Origin of the sequence: Klebsiella sp. 18074 (assembly GCF_902705905.1) — a bacterium.
Taxonomy (GTDB): Bacteria; Pseudomonadota; Gammaproteobacteria; order Enterobacterales; family Enterobacteriaceae; genus Klebsiella; species Klebsiella terrigena.
The window spans coordinates 1-22,860 of sequence record NZ_CACSIS010000009.1 but is presented as its reverse complement, the minus strand read 5'-3'; the positions used below and the strand labels follow the sequence as shown (position 1 = coordinate 22,860).

The 22,860-nt window shown below is 56.4% G+C and carries 19 protein-coding genes and 2 pseudogenes; 10 read left to right on the top strand and 11 right to left on the bottom strand.

All coding sequences use genetic code 11. The features are described from left to right. Window positions 1-36: 36 nt before the first annotated feature. Complete coding sequence (locus GVK32_RS10775; RefSeq protein ID WP_159867766.1) at window positions 37-1,275, top strand: Nramp family divalent metal transporter; 1,239 nt, start codon at window positions 37-39, stop codon at window positions 1,273-1,275. A 61-nt stretch (window positions 1,276-1,336) separates the two neighbouring features. Here the strand turns inward: GVK32_RS10775 and GVK32_RS10770 are convergent, their stop codons facing one another. Both GVK32_RS10770 and mgrA read right to left on the bottom strand, forming a co-directional pair. Then, window positions 1,337-1,684 (bottom strand): DUF2502 domain-containing protein, encoded by a 348-nt coding sequence (locus GVK32_RS10770; protein ID WP_045856170.1) that lies wholly within the window; start codon window positions 1,682-1,684, stop codon window positions 1,337-1,339. A gap of 144 nt (window positions 1,685-1,828) precedes the next feature. Continuing rightward, entirely contained in the window at window positions 1,829-2,821 is a 993-nt protein-coding gene (mgrA, locus tag GVK32_RS10765) for an L-glyceraldehyde 3-phosphate reductase (protein WP_148251406.1), read from the bottom strand. Window positions 2,822-2,997: 176 nt separating this feature from the next. On the opposite strand from mgrA, the gene GVK32_RS10760 reads away from it, so the two are divergent. Then, a complete protein-coding gene (locus GVK32_RS10760; protein WP_159867763.1) occupies window positions 2,998-4,659 on the top strand; it encodes an alpha-keto acid decarboxylase family protein in 1,662 nt (553 codons plus the stop codon). Here GVK32_RS10760 and GVK32_RS10755 read toward each other — a convergent pair. Further along, complete coding sequence (locus GVK32_RS10755) at window positions 4,656-5,891, bottom strand: ion channel protein (protein ID WP_159867760.1); 1,236 nt, start codon at window positions 5,889-5,891, stop codon at window positions 4,656-4,658. The genes GVK32_RS10760 and GVK32_RS10755 overlap by 4 nt on opposite strands. A gap of 264 nt (window positions 5,892-6,155) precedes the next feature. On the opposite strand from GVK32_RS10755, the gene glk reads away from it, so the two are divergent. After that, entirely contained in the window at window positions 6,156-7,121 is a 966-nt protein-coding gene (gene glk, locus GVK32_RS10750; RefSeq protein WP_159867757.1) for a glucokinase, read from the top strand. Between the two features lie 38 nt (window positions 7,122-7,159). Here the strand turns inward: glk and GVK32_RS10745 are convergent, their stop codons facing one another. Further along, complete coding sequence (locus GVK32_RS10745; protein WP_159867754.1) at window positions 7,160-7,900, bottom strand: LytTR family DNA-binding domain-containing protein; 741 nt, start codon at window positions 7,898-7,900, stop codon at window positions 7,160-7,162. 11 nt (window positions 7,901-7,911) lie between these two features. Further along, window positions 7,912-9,591 carry a sensor histidine kinase gene (locus GVK32_RS10740; protein WP_200842866.1) on the bottom strand — a complete coding sequence of 560 codons (1,680 nt, stop codon included), beginning with the start codon at window positions 9,589-9,591 and terminating at the stop codon, window positions 7,912-7,914. Between the two features lie 399 nt (window positions 9,592-9,990). Here GVK32_RS10740 and alaC point away from each other — a divergent pair, with 399 nt between their 5' ends. Continuing rightward, the gene (gene alaC, locus GVK32_RS10735) at window positions 9,991-11,229 is read left to right on the top strand and encodes an alanine transaminase (RefSeq protein ID WP_041146631.1); all 1,239 of its coding nucleotides are present in this window, start codon (window positions 9,991-9,993) and stop codon (window positions 11,227-11,229) included. A gap of 69 nt (window positions 11,230-11,298) precedes the next feature. On the opposite strand, the gene ypdK is transcribed toward alaC, so the two are convergent. Together ypdK and GVK32_RS10725 are read right to left on the bottom strand one after the other, a co-directional pair. Continuing rightward, a complete protein-coding gene (ypdK, locus tag GVK32_RS10730) occupies window positions 11,299-11,370 on the bottom strand; it encodes a membrane protein YpdK (RefSeq protein WP_115193904.1) in 72 nt (23 codons plus the stop codon). A gap of 360 nt (window positions 11,371-11,730) precedes the next feature. Continuing rightward, on the bottom strand, window positions 11,731-12,936 hold the full coding sequence (locus tag GVK32_RS10725) for a cyanate transporter (protein ID WP_304623241.1): 1,206 nt from the start codon (window positions 12,934-12,936) through the stop codon (window positions 11,731-11,733). 218 nt (window positions 12,937-13,154) lie between these two features. On the opposite strand from GVK32_RS10725, the gene cynR reads away from it, so the two are divergent. After that, a complete protein-coding gene (gene cynR, locus GVK32_RS10720; protein WP_159868025.1) occupies window positions 13,155-14,057 on the top strand; it encodes a transcriptional regulator CynR in 903 nt (300 codons plus the stop codon). A gap of 7 nt (window positions 14,058-14,064) precedes the next feature. On the opposite strand, the gene GVK32_RS10715 is transcribed toward cynR, so the two are convergent. Next, on the bottom strand, window positions 14,065-14,865 hold the full coding sequence (locus GVK32_RS10715; RefSeq protein ID WP_159867748.1) for a MipA/OmpV family protein: 801 nt from the start codon (window positions 14,863-14,865) through the stop codon (window positions 14,065-14,067). A gap of 262 nt (window positions 14,866-15,127) precedes the next feature. Then, window positions 15,128-15,769 (bottom strand): TetR family transcriptional regulator, encoded by a 642-nt coding sequence (locus GVK32_RS10710; RefSeq protein WP_159867745.1) that lies wholly within the window; start codon window positions 15,767-15,769, stop codon window positions 15,128-15,130. Between the two features lie 127 nt (window positions 15,770-15,896). Here GVK32_RS10710 and GVK32_RS10705 point away from each other — a divergent pair, with 127 nt between their 5' ends. Further along, entirely contained in the window at window positions 15,897-16,556 is a 660-nt protein-coding gene (locus tag GVK32_RS10705) for an O-methyltransferase (protein ID WP_159867742.1), read from the top strand. 85 nt (window positions 16,557-16,641) lie between these two features. Continuing rightward, on the top strand, window positions 16,642-17,862 hold the full coding sequence (locus GVK32_RS10700; RefSeq protein ID WP_227697844.1) for an arabinose transporter: 1,221 nt from the start codon (window positions 16,642-16,644) through the stop codon (window positions 17,860-17,862). Between the two features lie 19 nt (window positions 17,863-17,881). On the opposite strand, the gene GVK32_RS10695 is transcribed toward GVK32_RS10700, so the two are convergent. After that, a complete protein-coding gene (locus GVK32_RS10695; protein ID WP_370461150.1) occupies window positions 17,882-18,280 on the bottom strand; it encodes a VOC family protein in 399 nt (132 codons plus the stop codon). 60 nt (window positions 18,281-18,340) lie between these two features. After that, window positions 18,341-18,569: pseudogene (locus GVK32_RS10690) on the bottom strand (xylose isomerase); the annotation flags it as partial. 436 nt (window positions 18,570-19,005) lie between these two features. Here GVK32_RS10690 and GVK32_RS10685 point away from each other — a divergent pair. The 3 genes and pseudogenes from GVK32_RS10685 to GVK32_RS10675 all read left to right on the top strand — a co-directional run. After that, a complete protein-coding gene (locus tag GVK32_RS10685) occupies window positions 19,006-20,445 on the top strand; it encodes an MFS transporter (protein ID WP_200842865.1) in 1,440 nt (479 codons plus the stop codon). Window positions 20,446-20,505: 60 nt separating this feature from the next. Further along, window positions 20,506-22,185, top strand: a complete 1,680-nt coding sequence (locus tag GVK32_RS10680; protein WP_159867736.1) for a glycoside hydrolase family 43 protein — start codon at window positions 20,506-20,508, stop codon at window positions 22,183-22,185. A gap of 461 nt (window positions 22,186-22,646) precedes the next feature. Further along, window positions 22,647-22,860: pseudogene (locus GVK32_RS10675) on the top strand (carbohydrate porin); the annotation flags it as partial.

Genomic DNA, 22,860 nt, shown 5'->3' with positions numbered 1-22,860 from the left:
TTAAACATAGCAAAGGCTATATTTCTGAGGCAGAAAATGACAAGCAGTCGCGTTGAGAATAGCAGCGGTCGCGCAGCGCGCAAGATGAAGCTCGCTTTGATGGGGCCTGCCTTTATTGCTGCCATCGGGTATATCGATCCCGGTAACTTTGCGACCAATATCCAGGCGGGCGCCAGCTTCGGCTACCAGTTGCTGTGGGTGGTGGTATGGGCAAACCTGATGGCGATGCTGATTCAGGTGCTGTCGGCAAAGCTGGGAATTGCGACGGGTAAAAATCTCGCGGAGCAGATCCGCGACCATTATCCGCGCCCGGTGGTGTGGTTCTATTGGGTGCAGGCGGAAATTATCGCCATGGCGACGGACCTTGCCGAGTTTATTGGCGCGGCGATCGGCTTTAAGCTGCTGCTTGGCGTCTCTTTACTGCAGGGCGCCGTGCTGACCGGTATCGCCACGTTTTTGATTTTGATGCTACAGCGTCGCGGGCAAAAGCCGCTGGAGAAGGTCATTGGCGGGCTGCTGCTGTTTGTTGCCGGCGCCTATATCGTTGAGCTGATATTCTCCCAGCCGGCGCTGGCGCCGCTGGCGAAAGGGATGATTATCCCGAGCCTGCCTAACGGAGAAGCGGTGTTCCTGGCGGCCGGGGTGCTGGGGGCCACCATTATGCCTCACGTCATCTATCTGCACTCGTCGCTGACCCAGAATCTGCATGACGGCACGCGCAAAGAGCGCTATAACGCCACCCGCTGGGATGTAGCGATTGCCATGACCATCGCCGGCTTTGTTAACCTGGCGATGATGGCCACCGCTGCCGCCGCGTTTCACTTTAACGGTCATACCGGCGTCGCCGATCTTGATGCCGCCTACCTGACGCTGGAGCCGCTGCTGAGCCACGCCGCGGCAACCATATTTGGCTTCAGCCTGGTGGCTGCCGGGCTGTCGTCGACGGTGGTAGGTACCCTGGCGGGCCAGGTGGTGATGCAGGGGTTTATTCGCTTTCATATCCCGCTGTGGTTTCGCCGGGCGATTACCATGCTGCCGTCGTTTATCGTCATCATGATGGGGCTCGATCCGACCCGTATCTTGGTGATGAGTCAGGTGCTGCTGAGCTTTGGTATTGCGCTGGCGCTGGTGCCGCTGCTGATTTTTACCAGTAACCCGAAGCTGATGGGCGATCTGGTGAATACGGTATGGATTAAGCGAACCGGCTGGGTCATCGTGGCGATTGTGGTTGCGCTGAACGGCTGGCTGCTGGTGGGGACGGTGCTAGGATTATAAGCGGATAATAAACGGGGGAGCCGCAAGGCCCCCCCGTTTGATTTAACTGATTGCAGGACATTTAGTGATGACCGTGACCGTGTCCGCGACCTCCGGGTCCACGCCCCCAGCCGCCGCGACGGTCGTCGCGATCGTTCCAGCCCTCACGGTAGCCGCGTTCATAAGCTTTGCGCTTATCCCAGCCGCGGTGACGGCCGTTGTCATGATGCCGCCAGCGGTTATCGCGCCATTCGTAGTTACGACGCCAGTAATCACGGTCGCGCCAGCCGCCACCGTCCCAGTAATTACCGTAATTGTCGCGATCGCCTATTTGTAATTTTACAGATGGCAGCAGGGTGATTTCACCAGCGTTAGCAACTAATGGCGCTGAGGCCAGCAGTACGGCAGCCAGTATCAGTGACCTGAACATACTCTTCTCCTTCACGATCGAGCCTTGCGGCTTGTTAACGTGATATTACGAGGCAGTGAAGCCCCGCAGCATTGGATGAACTCCTAAATCGCGGATAAGAGCACTTTTTGCTAAAATGACTTTTTTGCTAAAGTAACTTTTTGTTTACGCCGCCAGAATCGCGTCTATTTTCGCGCACTCATCAGGGCTGAAGTGGCGGTTGGCGAGCATCCCGACGGCATCGTCAAGTTGGGCCGTTTTGCTGGCTCCGATCAGCACCGAGGTCACTTTTTCACCGCGAAGCACCCAGGCCAGCGCCATCTGCGATAGCTTCTGTCCGCGCGCCTGCGCCAGGGCGTCCAGCTGGCGGACTTTCTCCAGTTTTTCTGCCGTCAGCTGATCCGCCTGCAGGAAGCGGCTGCCGCTGGCGGCCCGGGAATCAGCCGGGATACCGTGTAAATAGCGGTCGGTAAGCTGGCCGCCGGCCAGCGGTGAAAACGCAATGCTTCCGACCCCCTCGGCCTGCAGAAAATCCAGCAGACCGTCTTCAACCCAGCGCTCTAACATGGAGTATTTTGGCTGATGAATAATGCACGGCGTGCCGAGATCGTTGAGAATGCTCACCGCCTCCGTCGCCTGGGCGAGAGGGTAGTTGGATAGCCCGACGTAAAGCGCTTTACCCTGACGCACGATATGGTCAAGCGCGCGCATCGTTTCCAGCAGCGGAGTCTCGGGATCGGGGCGGTGATGATAGAAGATATCGACGTATTCCAGCCCCATCCGTTTCAGGCTCTGATCGAGGCTGGCAATCAGATACTTGCGCGAACCCCAGTCGCCGTAAGGCCCGTCCCACATGGTGTAACCGGCCTTGCTGGAGATAATCAGCTCATCGCGATAAGGTAAAAAATCCTCCCGCAGGATGCGGCCGAAATTGCTCTCAGCGGAACCCGGCGGCGGCCCGTAGTTATTGGCCAGATCGAAGTGCGTAATGCCGAGATCGAAGGCGTGACGCAGCAGCTGGCGGCTGGTTTCTACCCGCGTTTCGTCACCAAAGTTATGCCAAAGGCCGAGAGAAACTGCCGGCAGCTTTAGCCCGCTCTGGCCGCATCGGCGGAACTCCATTGTCTGATATCGCGTCGCATTTGCCTGGTAAACCATACTTCCTCCGCAGATAAAACAGCTTGTGTATACGTTTACACTAAAGAATGTTCAGCCCGGAGTACACACCCCAAAGTCGTAAATTTTGCTTTCCACCTCATATATTCGACACAATCTGGACAGTTCGATCGCTTATTCAATACTCAAATTACCTGCACGGGATGAGGAGTATGGCTATGCAACCGACTTACACGATTGGCGATTATCTGCTGGATCGCCTTGTAGATTGCGGCATAGACCGCTTGTTTGGCGTACCGGGAGATTACAATCTGCAGTTCCTCGATCGTGTGATTGCGCATGAGGCGCTGGGATGGGTCGGCTGCGCGAACGAACTGAACGCCGCCTATGCGGCCGACGGCTATGCGCGTATTAAGGGCGCCGGCGCGCTGCTGACGACCTACGGCGTTGGCGAGCTGAGCGCTCTTAACGGCGTGGCGGGCAGCTATGCCGAACACGTCCCGGTTCTGCATATCGTTGGTGCTCCCTGCAGCGGCGCCCAGCAGCGGGGGGAACTGTTGCACCACACCCTGGGGGATGGCGATTTTACGCATTTTGCGCGGATGAGCGAGCAGATTACCTGCACTCAGGCCACCCTGACGGCGGGCAACGCCTGCCATGAAATCGATCGCGTCCTCAGCGAAATGCTGGCCCACCATCGCCCCGGCTATTTAATGCTGCCTGCCGACGTCGCAAGGGCCAGCGCCACGCCGCCCGCGCGTCGTCTGGTGATTAAGGGGCCGCCGGCGGACGAGAATCAGCTGGCTGGCTTTCAGGAGTATGCGGGACAGCTGCTGCGCGGCAGCCGGCGGGTATCGCTGCTGGCGGATTTTCTCGCCCAGCGCTATGGCCTACAGGAAACGCTAAGAACCTGGGTCGAAAAAACGCCGATTGCTCACGCCACCATGCTGATGGGCAAGGGGCTCTTTGACGAGCAGAACCCCGGTTTTGTTGGAACCTACAGCGGCATTGCCAGCGCGCCCCAAACCCGCGAGACCATTGAAAACGCCGATACCATCATCTGCGTAGGCACGCGCTTTACCGACACCATTACCGCCGGATTTACCCAGCATTTACCGCCCGAGCGCACCATTGAGATCCAGCCGTTCGCCGTCAGGGTAGGGGAGCGCTGGTTTAGTCGGATCCCGATGGATCAGGCGCTGGCGGTCCTGATCGGGCTCTCCGCCAGCCTGGCGGCTGAGTGGACGCTGCCGCCGGTCTCGCTGCCGGAGGTTGGCGGCGCTGCGGGCGGCGCGCTGACGCAGAAAAGCTTCTGGAGCACCGTGCAGGAGCAGCTGCGGCCGGGGGATATTATTCTCGCCGATCAGGGAACAGCGGCATTCGGCGTCGCGGCGCTGAGGCTCCCCTCGGATGCGACGCTGCTGGTTCAGCCCCTGTGGGGATCGATAGGTTTTACGCTGCCGGCGGCCTACGGCGCGCAGACCGCTGCGCCGGACCGAAGGGTGGTATTGATTATTGGCGATGGCGCAGCACAGCTCACGATCCAGGAAATGGGCTCGATGCTGCGCGACAAACAGCGGCCGCTCATTCTGTTGCTTAACAACGAAGGCTACACGGTTGAGCGGGCGATCCACGGGCCGGAGCAGCGCTATAACGATATCGCCCTCTGGGACTGGAACCGCCTGCCGGAGGCGTTTGCCCCCGACGTCCCTTCGCGCTGCTGGCGCGTGACGCGCACCGCGGAGCTGAAGGAGGCGATGAACGACAGCCTGACCTCCGACCGGCTGACGCTGGTCGAGGTGATGCTGCCCAAAATGGATATCCCCGACTTTTTGCGGGCGGTGACCCAGGCCCTTGAGGAGCGCAACAGCCGCGTCTAGTCGGGACGTTTTTTGGCTATCATCAGCGGCTTCCCGGCCAGCAGTAGCCAGGCCGGGAGCATCACCATGCACAGCAGCGGCAGCAGGGTGGTGTCCGGCACCACGACGGCGGCCATAAACAGGCTCAGCCAGCCGTCACGGGTGACCACCAGCGTCATTCCGAGAATCGCACAGGAGACCGTAATCGCCGCCGGGACGGCGTCAACGTGCGCGTGCAGCATCAGGCCCAGCGCCACGCCGACAAATACCGCCGGGAAAATCCGCCCACCGCGAAAGCCGCTGGCGGCCGCGAGCACCAGCGCCGCCAGCTTCACCAGCGCAATCAGCATAAAGTCGCCGCCGGTCAGGGTCTGGCTGAAAACCATCTGCTGCATCTCATCCAGCCCTTTAAACAGGGTGATATGCCCGCCGACGGTTGCGAGAACGCCTAGCAGCAAACCGCCGATCCCGAGCGTTAAAACGGGGCTTTTCAGGCGGTGCATCAGCGTATGCAGGCGCGGTAAACACCAGACCGCGACCATGCCAACGGCAATCGCGATAAGCGCGACCACCGCGCCGCTAAAGATATCCACCAGCCGCATCTGGGGATAGTGCGGGATAGGTAGCGAGAAATGAGGGTTGAAGAACAGGCTGGTTGTCAGGGCGCCGGCGGCCGCCGCCAGCAGCGGGGCAAAAAGGCGGTCCCACAGCGGGACGTCGTTGCTGCCGTTAAGGGTTTGCGAAAAGATCAGCGCGGCGGCAACCGGCGTGCCAAACAGGGCGCCGATAGTCCCGGAGGCGGCGAGGATCGTCCAGTCAAGCGAGCTGACGCGCGGAAACAGGCGCGAACCGATGGCCACCGCCAGGGCGATATTGACCACCATGATGGGGTGTTCTGGCCCAAGGCTGACGCCGCCCGCGAGGCCTAAAATGAGCGCGGCAATCAGCCCTGGCAGGGCGCTGGTGCTGACCGGCGCGCCGACCAGCGATTCAGCCGCCGGATCGGGCCCGGCGTGGCCTGGGCTAAAGCGGATAACCAGACCGACGGCAATACCGGTGAGCGTCAGAATGGCAATGGTCCAGAGATGCCCGCCGGCGTTAAGGCCGAGGCTTAGCGGCAAAACGCTCCAGAGGATATTCTGCAGGACGCTCGCAACCTTCATCGTCACAATCAATACCAGGCTGGACGCAATCCCGATGATAACCGCCGGGACCGATAGCAACAGCATTGTTCTGGCGCGCGGATGCAGCATGAAAATTTCCTTTTGCAGGTTGCGGAGCACTACTTTGCCTTCGCGCCAGGAGAGCGTCGATGCAAATGGTGCTGAAACGATAAACTTAAGGCTATGCCTGACGATCGCGGCGGCGCGGGATAAACCATTTTGCACAGATTACAGCCTAAATGTGATATAGGTCGCTAAACTGTGGGCGCTTATACGTTGGTCGTTGTTGTTAAGGCATCATGAATTTACAGTGTGCCAAAAGAATCATTTTGACTTTAGTGGAGCCGTAACGGAATGACAAAATTTGCTTTAGTAGGGGATGTCGGCGGAACCAATGCCCGACTGGCATTATGTGATATGGCGAACGGGGAGATCTCCCGCGCAAAAACCTATTCCGGGCTCGATTATCCCAGTCTCGAAGCCGTTGTTCGCGTCTATCTCGACGAGCACAGCGTCGACGTCGAGGATGGCTGCATTGCTATCGCCTGCCCGATCACCGGCGACTGGGTGGCGATGACCAACCATACCTGGGCGTTTTCCATTGCCGAAATGAAAAGCAACCTCGGGTTTGCGCATCTGGAAATCATCAACGATTTCACGGCGGTATCGATGGCGATTCCGATGCTAAAAGCTGAGCACCTGATTCAGTTTGGCGGCACGGCGCCGGTGGAGGGGAAACCTATCGCCGTCTATGGCGCGGGAACCGGCCTCGGTGTGGCGCATCTGGTCCACGTTGATAAACGCTGGGTCAGCCTGCCGGGCGAGGGCGGCCACGTCGACTTCGCGCCGAACAGCGAAGAAGAAGGAATTATTCTGCAAGAGCTGCGCGCCGAGCTGGGACACGTTTCCGCCGAACGCGTGCTCTCAGGCCCGGGTCTGGTATACCTCTATCGCGCGATAGTGAAATCTGACGGTCGTTTACCGGAAAATCTGCAGCCGAAAGACGTGACTGAACGCGCGCTTGCCGACTCCTGCATCGACTGCCGCCGCGCGCTGTCGCTGTTCTGCGTGATCATGGGCCGTTTTGGCGGCAACCTGGCGCTGACGCTGGCGACCTTTGGCGGCGTGTATATTGCGGGCGGTATCGTGCCGCGCTTCCTCGAATTCTTTAAGGCGTCCGGCTTCCGCGGCGGTTTTGAAGATAAGGGACGCTTTAAAGCTTTCGTGCAGGATATTCCGGTGTACCTGATTGTCCACGACAATCCGGGGCTACTGGGCTCCGGCGCGCATTTGCGCCAGACGCTCGGTCAAATCCTCTAAACCCCGACTCCGGGCCCGAGGGCCCGGAAACGCGCCGGCTACAGGTGCATCAGCTGGCGGAACTCTTTGACCTTGCTGCGGCTCACCGGCACCTGAAACTCAAGATCCCGCAGCCGCAGAACGTAGGTGTTATTAAACCACGGCTCAATTTCGCGAATTTTGTTCAGGTTGACGCAGTAGGAGCGGTGGCAGCGGAAGAAGTGCGCCGGTGGCAGTTTGGCGCAAAACTCCGTAATGTTCATCGGCATTACGAACGACTCCCGCCGGGTATAGACAAACGTCATTTTTTCATGCGCTTCCGCGTAGTAAATATCGTGAATGCTGGTGACGATAATCCGCTCATCTTTGATCAGATTGATGGTGTCGTTTTCCCGCTGCGGGTTCGGCGCCGCGCTGGCGCTGGCCGCCGGAAGCTGCTGTTGCCAGGCGCTGCTTAGCTTCTGCAGCATGTTGATAATCCGTGATTCCTGATAGGGCTTGAGGATGTAATCGAACGCCTCAAGCTCAAATGCCTCTACGGCGTGCTCTTTCCAGGCGGTGATAAACACAATAAACGGCTTATGGGCAAACTGGCTGATGTTCTGCGCCAGCAGAACGCCGTCCAGCGAGGGGATGTTGATGTCGAGAAAAATGGCATCAACCCTGTTGTGCTGGAGAAACTTCAGTACGTCCAGCCCGTCGTCAAAGGTACCGACAATCTCCATCTGGCTGTGGGTGTTAATCAGCCAGGTCAGCTCCTGTTGCGCCGGGAACTCGTCCTCAACGATGATGACTTTCATTTTTTCTCCGCTCATGGCAGCAGCGACACCGGCGTAGACTGAGGGGCGTTGCGGTTGGGTACGTAGAAGGTGATCTCCGTACCCGGGGTCATGCGCCGGATATGCAGCCCTTCGCCGTACAGCAGTTTGACCCGATGGTGAACGTTGAGCAGGCCGATTTTATTCCCCGGCATTTCATCGGCTTCCACCCGGGCGACGACGGCCGGATCGATGCCGTTGCCGGTATCACGGACGCTAATCCGAACCCGGTTCCCACACTCGTTGATGCCAATCGTGACCACGCCTTTTCCCTTGCAGGGCTGGATCCCGTGAACAATGGCATTTTCTACCAGCGGCTGGATCAGCAGGCTGGGAATGACGCAGCTGACTTCATCATCGATATCATAGATAACGGTGAGCTTGTCGCCAAAACGCGCCTGTTCAATGGCAATGTAGTCCTTGATTTGGTACAGCTCCCTTTTAATATCAATCTGCTCGTCGTCTTTTAATTCAATGTTATAGCGTAAATAGCGCGATAAATTAAAAATAAGCTGACGCGCGGTATCCGGGTTCATGCGAATCGATGATGAGATAGCGTTGAGCGCGTTGAAGAGAAAGTGCGGATTGATTTTACTCTGCAGCGCGCGCAGCTCGGCCCTGTTGGCCATTTCCCGCAGCTGCTCCGCGCGGGAGACCTCCAGCTGGGTGGAGATAATTTGCGACAGGCCTATCGCCATCTCCTGCAGCGACGAAGTGATGCGGTGCGCGTGGCAGTAGTAAATTTTCAGCGTCCCGGTAACGACGCCTTTTTCCCGCAATGGGATCACCAGCATCGAGTGAATTTCAGGGGTTCTGTACGCCTCATCGTTGTTCTTGATAATAATTTTGCCACTCTCAATCGCCTGGCGAGTGGTGGGGCTAATGGCGTTGTCGCGGTCGTGATAGTTGCCCTCGCCAAAGCCAACGTAGGCCAGCACCCGATCGGTGGTGGTGATCGCTACCGCATCGGCGTTGATATCGCGGCGGATAATGTCGCAGACCTGACGGAGCGACTCGCTGTTAACGTGGCGAAACAGCGGCAGCGTTTTGTTGGCAATATCCAGCGCCAGTTTGGCCTGGCGCGCGGCGCTGGCCTCTTTTTCTCCCTCGACGCTCTGCACCAGCAGGACGATAAAACCGATACTGACGCTGCCGAGGATCATCGGGATACCGATTTTCGAGACGATATTGAGGCCCAGTGAAAAAGAGGGCGCCCACAGCACCACGAGGATCATGGTCAGCGTTTCGCAGAGCATCCCGGCGAGGATCCCGGCCTTCCAGCGCTGAGCCTTGGGCACCCTGCGGCCGATCAGTCCGGCCAATAGCCCGGCGATGATGCTGGTGATAAAGCAGGGGATGGCGGTAACGCCGTCGATATCGATCAGGTAGCGGTGCACCCCGGCAATGACGCCAACGATGGCGCCGACCCACGGGCCAAACAGGATACCGCCGGACATCACCGCGATGATGCGCACGTTGACCAGCGATCCCTCCACCGGTACGCCTGACCAGGTACTAAACAGGGCAAACAGGGAGAAGATGGCGGTGACCGCCAGCAGCTCCTTCGGCGTATGGGCAGATTTATGCAGCAGTTCGCGAAACAGCCGCAGGCGGATGAGGAAAAAAAGACAAATCAGCATCAGTGCCGCGCGGTCAAAAACTGCGAGCAGCATGGTGAATATTTCGTGCATGGAGGCGCCGTGTCATTCGCGGGAAAACGCTATGATAAAAAACCTCGCCCCAGAAGGCCAGCCGCAGACAATAATAGGGAACAGGCACACGTTTAAAAGGGGATCTCCAACAAACGGCGGGCGGCCGCGAAGGCGAGAGCCCTGTGGCTAAAATCAGGTGATACAAAAGATATTAAGATGTTACTTTCAACGATCGTATCGGCTAAACCCGGATCCGCCGCTGCCGTATTTACTGGAACGAGTGCCCGTTTTTCCTGCCAGATTTTATTTTTTCTCTGCCCTCTCGACAGCATGAATTTTTTCGGGTTATTTTCTAAACGTGTCGCAACAGCGGCAGCGTCGCTCGGACGGTCCGGGCGCTCACGTTAATCCGAGGAATCTATGGCTGAATTCAGTCCTGAACGCCGCTTTACGCGTATCGATCGTCTCCCCCCGTACGTTTTTAACATTACCGCTGAACTGAAAATGGCTGCGCGTCGGCGCGGCGAAGATATTATTGATTTCAGCATGGGCAACCCGGACGGCGCGACGCCGCCGCATATCGTTGAAAAACTGTGCACCGTTGCCCAACGCCCGGATACCCACGGCTACTCGACCTCGCGCGGCATTCCACGCCTGCGCCGGGCTATCTCGCGCTGGTATCAGGATCGCTACAACGTCGAGATTGACCCGGAATCGGAAGCCATTGTGACCATCGGCTCGAAAGAGGGGCTGGCGCATCTGATGCTGGCGACGCTGGATCACGGTGACACGGTACTGGTGCCGAATCCCAGCTACCCTATTCATATTTACGGCGCGGTCATTGCCGGCGCCCAGGTGCGTTCGGTGCCGCTGGTGGAAGGCGTAGATTTCTTCAACGAGCTGGAGCGCGCGATCCGCGAAAGCTATCCGAAGCCGAAGATGATGATCCTTGGCTTCCCTTCTAACCCGACCGCGCAGTGCGTCGAGCTGGAGTTCTTTGAAAAAGTGGTGGCGCTGGCCAAGCGCTACGACGTGCTGGTGGTGCATGACCTGGCCTATGCCGATATTGTCTATGACGGCTGGAAGGCGCCTTCCATTATGGAAGTGCCCGGCGCGCGCGACGTGGCGGTTGAGTTCTTCACGCTGTCGAAAAGCTACAATATGGCCGGCTGGCGCATCGGCTTTATGGTCGGCAACAAAACGCTGGTCAACGCGCTGGCGCGAATTAAAAGCTACCACGATTACGGCACCTTTACCCCGCTGCAGGTGGCGGCCATCGCCGCCCTGGAAGGCGATCAGCAGTGCGTGCGCGATATTGCGGAGCAGTACAAGCGCCGTCGCGACGTGCTGGTTAAGGGACTGCACGAAGCGGGCTGGATGGTGGAGTGCCCGAAAGCGTCCATGTACGTGTGGGCAAAGATCCCTGAGCACTATGCGGCGATGGGATCGCTGGAGTTCGCCAAAAAGCTGCTTCAGGATGCCAAAGTGTGCGTATCGCCGGGCATCGGCTTTGGCGACTACGGCGACACCCACGTGCGCTTCGCCTTGATTGAAAACCGCGATCGGATCCGCCAGGCTATTCGCGGCATAAAATCGATGTTCCGCGCCGACGGACTGCTTCCTGCCGCGGGCAAGCCGGCGGGCGAAGGCCAGGAATAAGTGCGGGAATAAAAACAGGAATGAAAAAAGGGAGCCGCTGGCTCCCTTTCTTTTAACTATTCACGCTGCTTAGATCATCAGGGCAAAGGTGCCGGCCCAAACGATGACCATAAAAGACACGCCCATAAAAAAGTATTTCACGTCTCATTACTCCGCATTCTCGGCGAAACGCCAAACGAATCTTGTTTTCATTGTTTTCCATGAACTGTCGCAGGAAAAACCAGAGGCTTCTGGCGGCTACGGCGGTTCGGAATGACAGGCTGTCACTGCTCCAGCTGGCGCTAATGTACGCCTAAAAAATGGGGGAGACAAGAGGCATTTTTTTATTAATTTTTAGTTACTTACGGGTGTCGTGATTCGGCGACACATTAATTTCACTCGGTAATAAATACGATTCTGGCGAAGGCAATTCGCGGCGATAGTTTTAATGCGGGTAGCGGTTTGATTTTTGGCTTTTTTCTCTGCGGGAAGGGGGCGAAAGCGGCCCTTTCGCACCTGACATTATCGCGCCCGATCGCCGGTCGGCTGCGTTTTTCGCCACTCCTGCGGGTAGCGTGCCGGCACAAAACGCAGCGTTATCACCATCAGGAGCCCCACGCAGACGGCGTGAAAGGCCCAGTCCAGCACGTAATTCCCGCTCAGGCTGCGCAGCAGGCCCGATAGCCATGGCGAAAGGCCGGCGACGATAAAGCCAATTCCCTGCATAAAGGCCACCAGCCGTCCGGCAATCGCCGGATGTCGGGAGTGGTCGAGCGCCAGCACCAGGCACAGCGGAAAAGCGCCGCCTAAACCAATCCCGCAGCTTATCGCCCAGAGCTGCGGCAGGTACAGCGGCAGCCAGATAAACCCGCAAAAGCCAATCAGCTGCAGCAGCAGCGTCAGCATCAGCAATTTGCGCCGATCCTCATGCCGGGCCAGCATCGGCAGCAGTAGGGCGCCGACGGTTTGGCCGAGCGTCATCACGGCCAGCAGGGTGCCGCTAAGCTGAGCGCTGTAGCCTGACTGCATATAGTAGGGCGGCAGCCAGGCGATCAGGCTGGCGTAGCCGCCGTTAATGAGGCCGAAGTACAGTCCGAGCGTCCAGGCGCGACGGCGGCGGAAAATTACGGTTTCCGGCGTCGCTGAGGCGAAAGGCGCTTCCCGCGCGGGCGCGCGGTTAACGGACCACCAGCCGAGGAGCGCCAGCGCCGCGGGCAGCGTCCACCAGGCCATGGCGTGGTACCAGACGGCGCTGCGCTGCGCCAGCCACGGCGTTATGGCCGCCCCGAGACCGCCGCCGCCCATCAGCGCCGCTGACCATAGCCCCATCACCTGGGGCGTATGCTGCGGGAAGCGGCGTTTTATCACTCGCGGGATCGTTGCCTGAATAATACCGATGCCGATCCCCCCGAGCAGGGCGCTGCTCAGCAGCAGCCCGCTGCGCGGGGCGAACTCGCGAAGCAGCGCGCCGGCGGCGATTGCCAGCAGGCTCAGCGCGATCCCCCGGTTCTCGCTGAGGCAGCGGTCAATCCACGGGCTGGCCAGAGCCAGCGCGCCCATCGTGACGACCGGGATGGCGGTGAGTAGCGAAACGAGGGTAAAGCTCATACCGCTGGCCTGCTGCAGCTGAGGAAGCAGGGGGCCGATTGAGGTCAGCAGGGGGCGCATATTGATGCCGACAAGGACCAGTACCAGCAGCATCAGCCGGCCGCGCGCCGCATGGCTCATCGCGACCCGCCTGCCCGCTGCGAATGCAGGCCAGGGCGGCCGACGGACGCATGCTGAATAACGTTAACCTCGATGGGCATAAGGGCTCCTGCAAATAGGGACGCGGCGCGCGGGGGGAAGCGCCGGGATTAAACGTGCCGACAGGTTACGTATCTTATTCCATAAGTTAAAAGACTTATTTATGATGAGTTCAATTTGAATTACTTATGGATACCGGCATGCTGCTGCGCCATCTCACCTGTTTTCTGGCGGTTGCCGAACATCGTGGCTTTACGCGCGCCGCAACGGCGCTCCATATCTCGCAGCCGGCGCTATCGCAGCAGATCCGCCAGCTCGAAGAGACGCTGGGGGCCCAGCTTTTTGACCGCAGCGCGCGCAGCATCCGCTTAACGGATGCCGGGGAGGTGTGGCTGATCTATGCGCGCCGGGCGCTGCAGGATTTAGCCGAGGGAAAGCGTGCCATCCACGACGTGGAGGACCTTCAGCGAGGGACGCTGCGGGTGGCGATGATGCCGACCTTTACGACCTATTTTATGGGGCCGCTGGTGGGCTCTTTTTATCAGCGCTACCCCAATATTTCGCTGACCCTGCGCGAAATGGATCAGGATCGAATGGAAGCCCTGCTGCGCAACGATGAGCTGGATCTCGGTATTGCCTTTGACGGTGGCGGATCGCGAGATATCGTCTCCCGCCCTTTGCTGACGGAAACGCTGGCGCTGGTGGTGGGCCGCCACCATCCGCTGGCGGCGCAGCGGCGGGTGGAGCGGGAAGCGCTGGGTCAGGAGTCGCTGATATTGCTCAGCGAAGAGTTTGCGACCCGCGAGCGGATCGATCGCTATTGCCGCCGATACGGGATTGAGCCGCAGGTTCGGATGGAGGCGAACTCGATTAGCGCGGTACTGACCGTTATCCAGCGTACGCCACTATCGACCCTGCTTCCGGCCGCCGTTGTCCGGGAGCGCGACGATCTGGTTGCCATTGAGCTAACGCCGGCGCTGCTGGAAAGAACGGCCTGTCTGCTGCAGCATAAGGATGCCTGGCAGAGCGCGGCCGCACGGGCGTTTAGCGCCATGGCGCTGGAGGTGGCCGCAGGGCTGAACGCTGAAGGAGAGGGGCGCTAGCGCGGGCTTACCAGGTGTAGCCGACGCCGAGAATACCGTACAGCTCGCCGCTGTGCTGGACGATAGGGCTGTCAGCGATGTCCTTATCGTAGAGCTCGTAGTTAGCCGCGAGCATCCCTACCCAGTGGGGGCTAAAGCGGTAGCTGGTGACAATAGCCGCCATCGGCGAAACGGTCGTGCCGGTATCCCACTGCTGGCGCTGGTCGGTAGCTTCCGCGGACGACACGCCGCCAAAATAGTAGTTCGCCATATTTTTACTGCGGATCATCAGCCCCATCCCCGGCATGATCAGCAGATTGTTTTTGATGATCGGGAAGTCGGCCCATAAAAGCAGCTCCTGTCCGTCGCTGCGACCGGTGACGTCGGAGCTAATGCGCGCGCTGAGCAGCGCATACGGGGTGATCAGCGTCGCGCCGATCCCCGCTTCAAACTCTCCCTTGCGCTTTGCCATTCCGCTAAACGCATCGCTATCGCTGGGATCTAAATTACCAAAACGCCAGCGGCCGTAACCGTAGGCCGCCACCGTGTCATCGATATGAAAATAGTAGCGGGCGCGATCGCCAAGGTAGATAAAGCGGTCGCCAAAATAGAGTCCGCCGGGGATCAGGTGCGTATCGTTATCCTGCTTTTCGTAGCGCGCGGTGCCGCTGATGGCGGCACCGCCCAGCACGAACCCTTTGGGTACCGGACTATTGGGGTTGTTTGCCGAGAAAATATCGATAGAGCCCAGATCAACCTCGGCGCTGGCATAGGTGCAAGATAAACATAACGTGCAAAGTACGGCGACCGGGCTGAGATAGGGTTTCATCCATATTCCAAAAATGGCTAGTGGCGGTGAAATGAAGGCAGAAAAGTGCTTTTTGAATATATACCAGGTTGGGCGAGTACGCGGGTTGGTTTTTGTTTTTTCTTAATTTTTCACAAAGTACGCTGCGGTAACGACGCCGCCTGTCGTGAGTCAACTGAGGGCGTCTTGTCTGAGGAACCGGCGTTTCTGGAGGGTAAAAGCGCCGTCGCCAACCTGCGCCTGGCGGTATCACGCCATCAGCTCTGCGGTGCCCGCGTCGCCCTCAGCCGGCGTCCTCCTGTGCGCACTCTCTTAGCCAGGCGCTGAACATATCCGCCATCGCAGCAGAGAAGCGGCTAATCTCTTCGGCCGTGCGCGGGCTGGATGAGAAACCGCTGCCCACCGAGCTTAGCGTTGTCGTCAACAGCTCGCAGGCCAGCTGTTGCCTGGCCGCCGAGGCGTCGGGAAGGACTTCCTCAATAAAGTGGCGATAGACGCTATCGGCCGCGGTTCGATTTTCTTGGGCCTCGGGGGCGTCGCGATAGAGCGGCGCCGCGTCGTTGAGCGCCTGGCGCAGTCCCGCCTCTTCGCACTCCGACTGGATAAAGGCGTGCACCAGGGTGCGTAATCGGTCGAGCGGAGGACGATCGGCGTTACCGAGGATCCCGCTGAGCATGACCGTTGTCTGCTGCCATTCATCGCTTTGTAAGCGAAACAGTATCGCCGCTTTGTTGGGAAAATACTGATATACCGACCCGACGCTCACTCCCGCCTTTTCTGCCACCCTCGCGGTGGTAAAGCGTACCGCTCCCTCTTTTTCTAAAACCTGAAGCGCGGCCTGAATAATCGCCGATACCAGCTCGGTTGAGCGGGCCTGTTTTGGCTTTTTCCTCAATGAAATCAACTTGCTTTTAGCAGGCGACATGGCGCTTCTCTCCCGAGCCGGAACGCGAATAGTTAATGCGAATAATTGATCGTATTCTTTAAAATATGACGAATCATTCGCATTTTATGCCGCAGGCGTAAACCACACAACTTCTGAAGGATTTATTATGTCAACCACGCTGACATCCGCGCCGCTGGCGGCATTACTAGAACGCCTGTTTAAACAGGCAAACGGGGCCGCAAGCGCGGCGTTCTCCAGCATTCCTCGCGCCGACCGCGAGCGGATGATGACCAGCAAAACCGAATATCGCGAGCTTTATGGTCATCTGAAGGATCTCTGGCTCCCCGTTGCCGCAGAGACCGGGACGTTGCTCTATATGCTGGCTCGCAGCATTCGGGCGCAGCATATTGTGGAGTTTGGGACCTCGTTTGGTATTTCCGCGCTCCATCTGGCCGCCGCGCTAAAGGATAACGGCGGCGGTCTGCTGATAACCAGCGAGTTTGAGCCGAATAAGGTGCTGCGGGCCCGCGAGCACCTGAAAGAGGCCGGGCTTGATGCGCTGGTCGATATTCGTGAAGGCGATGCGCTGCAAACCCTGGCGCAGAATCTGCCGGAGACCATCGATATGGTGCTGCTGGACGGCGCCAAAGCGCTGTATCCGGAGATTTTGGCGCTCCTCGAAAGCCGTCTGCGCCCCGGTGCGCTTATCATCGCCGATAATGCCGACTACAGCGCCGAATATCTGGATTACGTGCACCATCCGCAACACGGTTACCTGTCCGTGCCCTTTGCGGATGACGTGGAGCTCTCGCTGCGCACGAGATGAAAAAGAGCCCGCGATAGGGCGCAAGAGCCGAAGGGGAGAATGCCCTTCGGCCCGCTATTTATCCCCGCATTGAATGAATTCACTTATGACTGAACAACAAAATCAAACTTCCGCGGCGTTGACTCACGCCATGCCGCAGGCCAGGTCCGTGTTCCTGACCTTACTGCCGATTGTGATATCGGTTTATATTGGTTTCCTGATTATTGGCATGCAGCTGCCGGTATTACCGCTGCATCTGCACGGTACGCTGGGGCAGAGTACGCTGGTGGTGGGGCTGGTCATCGGATCGCAGTTTGTGGCCGCCCTGCTTTCGCGCTCCTGGGCCGGCAACTTTGCCGATATACACGGCGCGAAACGCGCGATGGTTATCGGCCTGCTGGTGACGGCCGGGTCCGGGATCCTGTATCTGCTCTCGCTGCTGTTTATTGCCAGCCCCGGCGTTAGCGTGTGGATCCTGCTGGCCGGACGCATCGTGCTGGCGCTGGGCGAAAGCCTGCTGGTGACCGGCGCGATGGGCTGGGGGGTAGGGCTGGTGGGCCGGCGAAACGCCGGGAAAGTGATGTCCTGGAACGGGATTGCGATGTACGGCGCCTACGCGTCGGGCGCTCCGCTCGGGGTGTCCTTCAGCGCCTGGGGCGGCTTCTTTGGCCTGTCGCTTGCCGTGCTGCTGGTCCCCTTTATTGCTCTGCTGGCCATTGCCAGAGTTCGCGGCGTTGCCCCGCTGGCAACGGAGAAAACCTCGTTCTATACCGTCCTTAGCGCCGTCTGGAAGCCGGGATTAGGTCTCGCCCTGTGCAGCGTCGGCTTCGGCGTTATCGAAGCGTTTATCGCGCTGCTGTTTACCGCCCATCGCTGGGGTAACGCCTCGCTGGCCTTTACCGCTTTCGGCCTGGCCTTTATTACCGCGCGGATTGCCTTCGGTCATCTGCCCGACAGGCTGGGCGGCGCAAGGGTTGCGCTGATCTGCGTGGTGATTGAGGCCGTGGGCCAGCTGTTTATCTGGCGAGCCGATACGGTCTCCCTGGCCTACCTTGGCGCGGCGCTTACCGGCTTTGGCTACTCGCTGGCTTTTCCCGGGTTTGGCGTGGAAGCCGTACGCCGCGCTCCTCCCCAAACCCGCAGTCTGGCAATGGGAGCGTACGTTGCTTTCCTTGATGTTTCTTTAGGGGTAACCGCTCCGCTGGCCGGCGCCCTGGCGGGAAAATGGGGAATTAACGCCGTCTATCTGGCGAGCGCGGCTGCCGTTGCGCTCTCCGCCGCCGTCGCGCTGGCGCTGCTGAACAGAGGCGCAAACCGTGCGGGCTGAGCGGGTCTACGCGTTGATTCTAGACCGATGACCAGGATCTGTTCTGCAGGACTACCCGATAGCCATCGTCATCGGCATAGGTCCGCCCGCTAACATCCCAGTACGGATTAAACGAGCTCACCGGGGTAAACCCGGCCAGCTCCATTTTTGCGCACGCCCTTTGCCACTCATCCCGTTCGGGGTAGTACAGCACCAATAAGTCTTCTTCCGTCTGCGTAGGGCGGACCGGGTGATGGTGACAGAGGGTCAATTCGATATGCCAGGGTAAATCTTTACGGCCCAGCATGATCCCGCTGAAGCCGTCGTGATCCGAGAAATCGGCAATTTTTTGTAAACCTAAACCCTCGGCATACATCCTGAATGCGCGCTCAAGGCGGGTGACGGGGCGGGCGATACGCAGATGGGTAAAAGACACCATAAACTCCTGTAACGGTTGTTGTATGCACGGTGTCGTTAGTATAGTCGGCACCGGGCCTGGAGCATCGCCAGCCTGCGGACAAAGGCGTTCAAGAGAACTCTTGCCAAACATATCTGCTCTGCGCCGTTCCAGCAGAAGTTGTGCCCATAACAGGCGGCAAAGCGCCGATGCTCTGCCATTCGTTTGCCGGCACAATAACATCCGGGTTGTAATGGCGAAAAGCCAGCGGGTTTGTTGCCGTAGGGGCTGCAAAACGTACGCCGTCGAGTCGATCGAAATAAGTTTGCACAATGAACTCCATCATTCAGGGCGCGGAAAGTCAATGACTGCGGCTATCCTCTATTTTCCATCATCAATTGATCAATTACGTTATTTCATTCGCAGATTAAGAGATTGCTCAAATGTGAGCAATCCCGCAAAAAGTCGAGCCATGTATTCCTCGCGCTGACGGTCATGTAGAATTCAGTTTTCGGGGATGCTGACCAGCGCTGAAAAAATGCCGGTTTTGTCGAGTAAATGCTTCCTGCCCGGACATGGAGGGGGAAACAAAGTCCATATTTTTTTTAGGTAAACGATAGAAAACCTGTGTTTTAATGATCACAAAAGTAAAAAAACGTAACTAGTTAATATAAAAACGCAATAGATTCTCCGCAGTTATCTGTGTCAAAAAGTGTTTCACATTTACAAAAACAATCGGAGACCTGATTAGAATGCGTAAAGATATAATTCCAAGTCGGCATGATGAATACCACAAATTAACGCGGGGCGAGCGCATTGGTTATGGGATGGGTGATTTTGCGCAAAACCTTGTCTTTGGTACAATTGGCGGTTTTCTTGCTCTACATATGTTGACGGTAAATACTATCAGCACGGCAACGGCAGGATTTATATTTCTTTTTGTCCGCATAGTTAACGTTTTTTGGGACCCAATGGTCGGAACCTACGTTGACAGAAGAAGCTCCAGCACTGGCAAATATCGTCCCTGGCTTTTAAGGGCTGGTATTCCGCTCGTTATTCTTTCTGCATTGCTGTTTGCCCCTATTCCTGGCGTCCGGGGTTCTGTTCCTTTCGCATTTATCATTTATTTGGCACTGGATTTAGTTTATTCAGTGGTGAATATTCCTTATGGTTCTCTTAACGCGTCATTGACACGCGATCCTGAGTCCATTGATAAACTGACCAGTACCCGAATGATGCTGGCAAACAGTGCAAACCTGCTTGTCTATACCCTGTTCCCGATGTTTGTACAAATCGCCTCACCCAAAGATCGAAGCCTCAAGGATACCGGCTTTTTTGGCTTTGAACTCAATATGGGGAACTATACCGATCCATCCGCGAATTACGCGTGGTTTGGCGTGTACTCAATTTATATGGTACTAGGCGCAGCGGCACTTTTCTTCTGTTATAAATTTACCAAAGAGCGTGTGGTCGCGACGGCAGAACAAACGGCCAATGTAAAAACGACCGATCTATTTCTTGAACTGAAAAACAACCGGCCGCTTGTCATTCTGGGGCTGTTTTTCATGCTGGCCTTTACCTTTATGTTCTTCATGAATACGGTGAATGGCTTCTTCAATCAGTTTGTTGTCGGCCATTCAGAATGGATGGGGGCGGTTGGTCTTGTTGCCTCAATTCCGGGTATTGTCTTCCCTATTTTTTGGCCTAAACTCAAGAAGTTTTTTGGTAAAAAAGGGTTCTTCCATCTTTTCCTTGCCATGTTTATTGTGGGTGAATTGTTGACTTACGTTTGGTCACGCGAAGGCATGCATGATGCCCTGTGGCTCGCTTATATCGCCACATTTATTAAACAATGGGGGTTAACCTCGGCTACGGGCTTTATGTGGGCGCTGGTTCCTGAAGTGATTGCCTATGGCGAATTGAAATCAGGCAAGCGCAATGCGGCGATTATTAATGCGATCATGGGCCTCTTCTTCAAGATTGGGTTTACTATTGGCGGTGCTATTCCATTATGGTTACTGGCTGCGTACGGCTTTAGCGAAACCGGTGCTCAACAAAGTGCCAATGCTATCGATGGAATTATTATGACAGCGGTTTGGATCCCGATTGCTTTATCCGTTGTTTCGATGATCGTCATTCAACTCTATCCTATCTCAGATAAAAACGTCACAGAGATCAACCGTCAGCTTGACGAGGTACGGGTATAGTTAAAGCTTGAATTAAATTGCAAAAATTTAAATTAGAGAATTATATAAAGGAAGATTGATATGACTCTTATTCAAAACCCTGTGTTGCCTGGATTTAATGCGGACCCCAGTATTATCCGTGTAGATGACACCTACTATATCGCAAACTCTACGTTTGAGTGGTTCCCTGGCGTGCGTTTACATGAGTCAAAGGACCTGCAGCACTGGGATCTTCTCCCCAGCCCCTTGTCCACAACCGCGCTGTTAGATATGAAAGGCAATCCTTCATCAGGTGGCATTTGGGCTCCGGCACTTTCTCATGCTGATGGCAAATTCTGGTTAGTGTATACAGATGTGAAAATCACGGAAGGTGCCTTTAAAGACATGACCAACTATCTGACCACCGCGACGGATATTCGTGGTCCATGGTCAGATCCTATCAAACTGAATGGCGTGGGCTTTGATGCTTCACTTTTCCATGATGATGACGGGCGTAAATATATCGTTCAGCAAACCTGGGACCATCGGGAATATCATCACCCATTCGATGGCATTACGTTGACTGAGCTTGATACCCGGACATTAAAGTTAAAACCGGAAACAGCACGAACTCTCTATCGCGGCACTGCCGTTGCGCTCGTCGAGGGGCCACACCTCTACAAACTCAACGGATATTATTATCTTTTCGCCGCTCAGGGAGGGACCGTATTCACCCATCAGGAGGTTGTCGCGCGTTCTAAGACCTTAGATGCCCACAGTTTTACCACGGCACCGGGAGAAGTTTTCCTCACCAACGTCGATACGCCGGACAGCTACATCCAGAAGCAGGGCCACGGTTCTTTGGTTTCAACGCCTGCTGGCGAATGGTATTACGCTTCGCTCTGCGCGCGTCCGTGGAATCGTCCAGGCGAGTCTGTCTACGATCCTCGCGGCTGGTCAACGCTGGGCAGAGAAACGTCGATCCAAAAAGTGTACTGGGATGAAGAGGGCTGGCCGCGTGTTGAAGGCGGCCACGGTGGAAAAACATTTGTTGACGGCCCAGAGGATGCCATTTACACCGAAAGCGCAAAAGATCATAGCCAGCATGATGCGTTTACAACGTCGACGCTCGATAGCAACTGGAATACGCTCCGCGTTCCGTTCACCAAAAAAATGGGTACCACAGGCGATGGTAAACTGACGTTGATTGGTCAGGGTTCTTTAGCGAATACCCATGACCTGTCGCTTATTGCCCGACGTTGGCAAGCTTTCTATTTTGATGCCCAGGTTAAGGTCAAATTTAATCCATTCAGTTATCAACAAATGGCGGGGTTAACGAATTTCTACAACGATCGCCACTGGAGTTTTGTGTTCATCACCTGGAATGAAATTAATGGCTCAGTCATCGAAATAGGTGAAAATAATCGCGGGAAATATACCTCTTATTTAAAAGATGATGCCATCAAGATCCCTGAAGGTACCGAGTATGTCTGGTTCCGCACCAAAGTTCGCAAACAAACGTACAGCTATGAATATAGCTTTGACGGGATCAGCTTCACTCAAATTCCGGTCACGCTAGATGCCGCAATACTTTCAGACGATTATGTCCTGCAAAGCTATGGTGGGTTCTTTACCGGGGCATTCGTTGGCCTGGCGGCAGTCGACTACTCTGGCTATGAGGTCAGCGCTGATTTTTATGATTTCGCTTATCAGGAGCTCGGTGATTCGTTAACGCCGACTGGCAATTATGGCTGGGACGCAGGGGAATTACGCTCTAATTAAATACTGACACACCAATTCAGATAATAAACGAAATACCCGCTTACGATCGTGAAGAAAGGGGGGCTGCTGATGAACGCTGCCCGCCTTACGTCAGCGCGCGATAGAGAATGCCAGAAATCTGCTGTGGGATACCGATGGCTACGCCTGCTGGCGCACCGAGGTAGACCCGGCAGAGCGGCAAGGTTGTAAGCAAACTACGGCAGTCTATGACCTCGACTGTGGTGCAGATGTCGAGCCGCCATCATTTTTGTTCGTGCGTGGATTATTGCAACAGACTATTCATCTATATCCATGCTGACATTTAATTATTCCGAATAGGGAGAAGCCTATTGCCCGATTTATTTAACTGTACCTCTGCGCAAATAAAAATAAAATCAGCTTGTTTTGACGGTATCTTTTTAATTTACCCCAAAACGGGATGGTTATTGTCTGAAAATATAATTAATTAATTTGAGATAACCATGAAAACTATAAAAAAACTGCCATTAGCCATGGCGGTAGTTGCCGCGCTGTGCCCAATTTCTGTATTAGCGCAAGATTTTACTCAGCAACAAATAGATGCCATTGTGGCGAAAGCCGTGGATAAAGCGCTGGCCGACCGTCAGACCAAAATCGATGCCGCCGCCGATAAAAAGGTGGACGTCATTACTAACCCCCAGACCACCGCAGCCACGC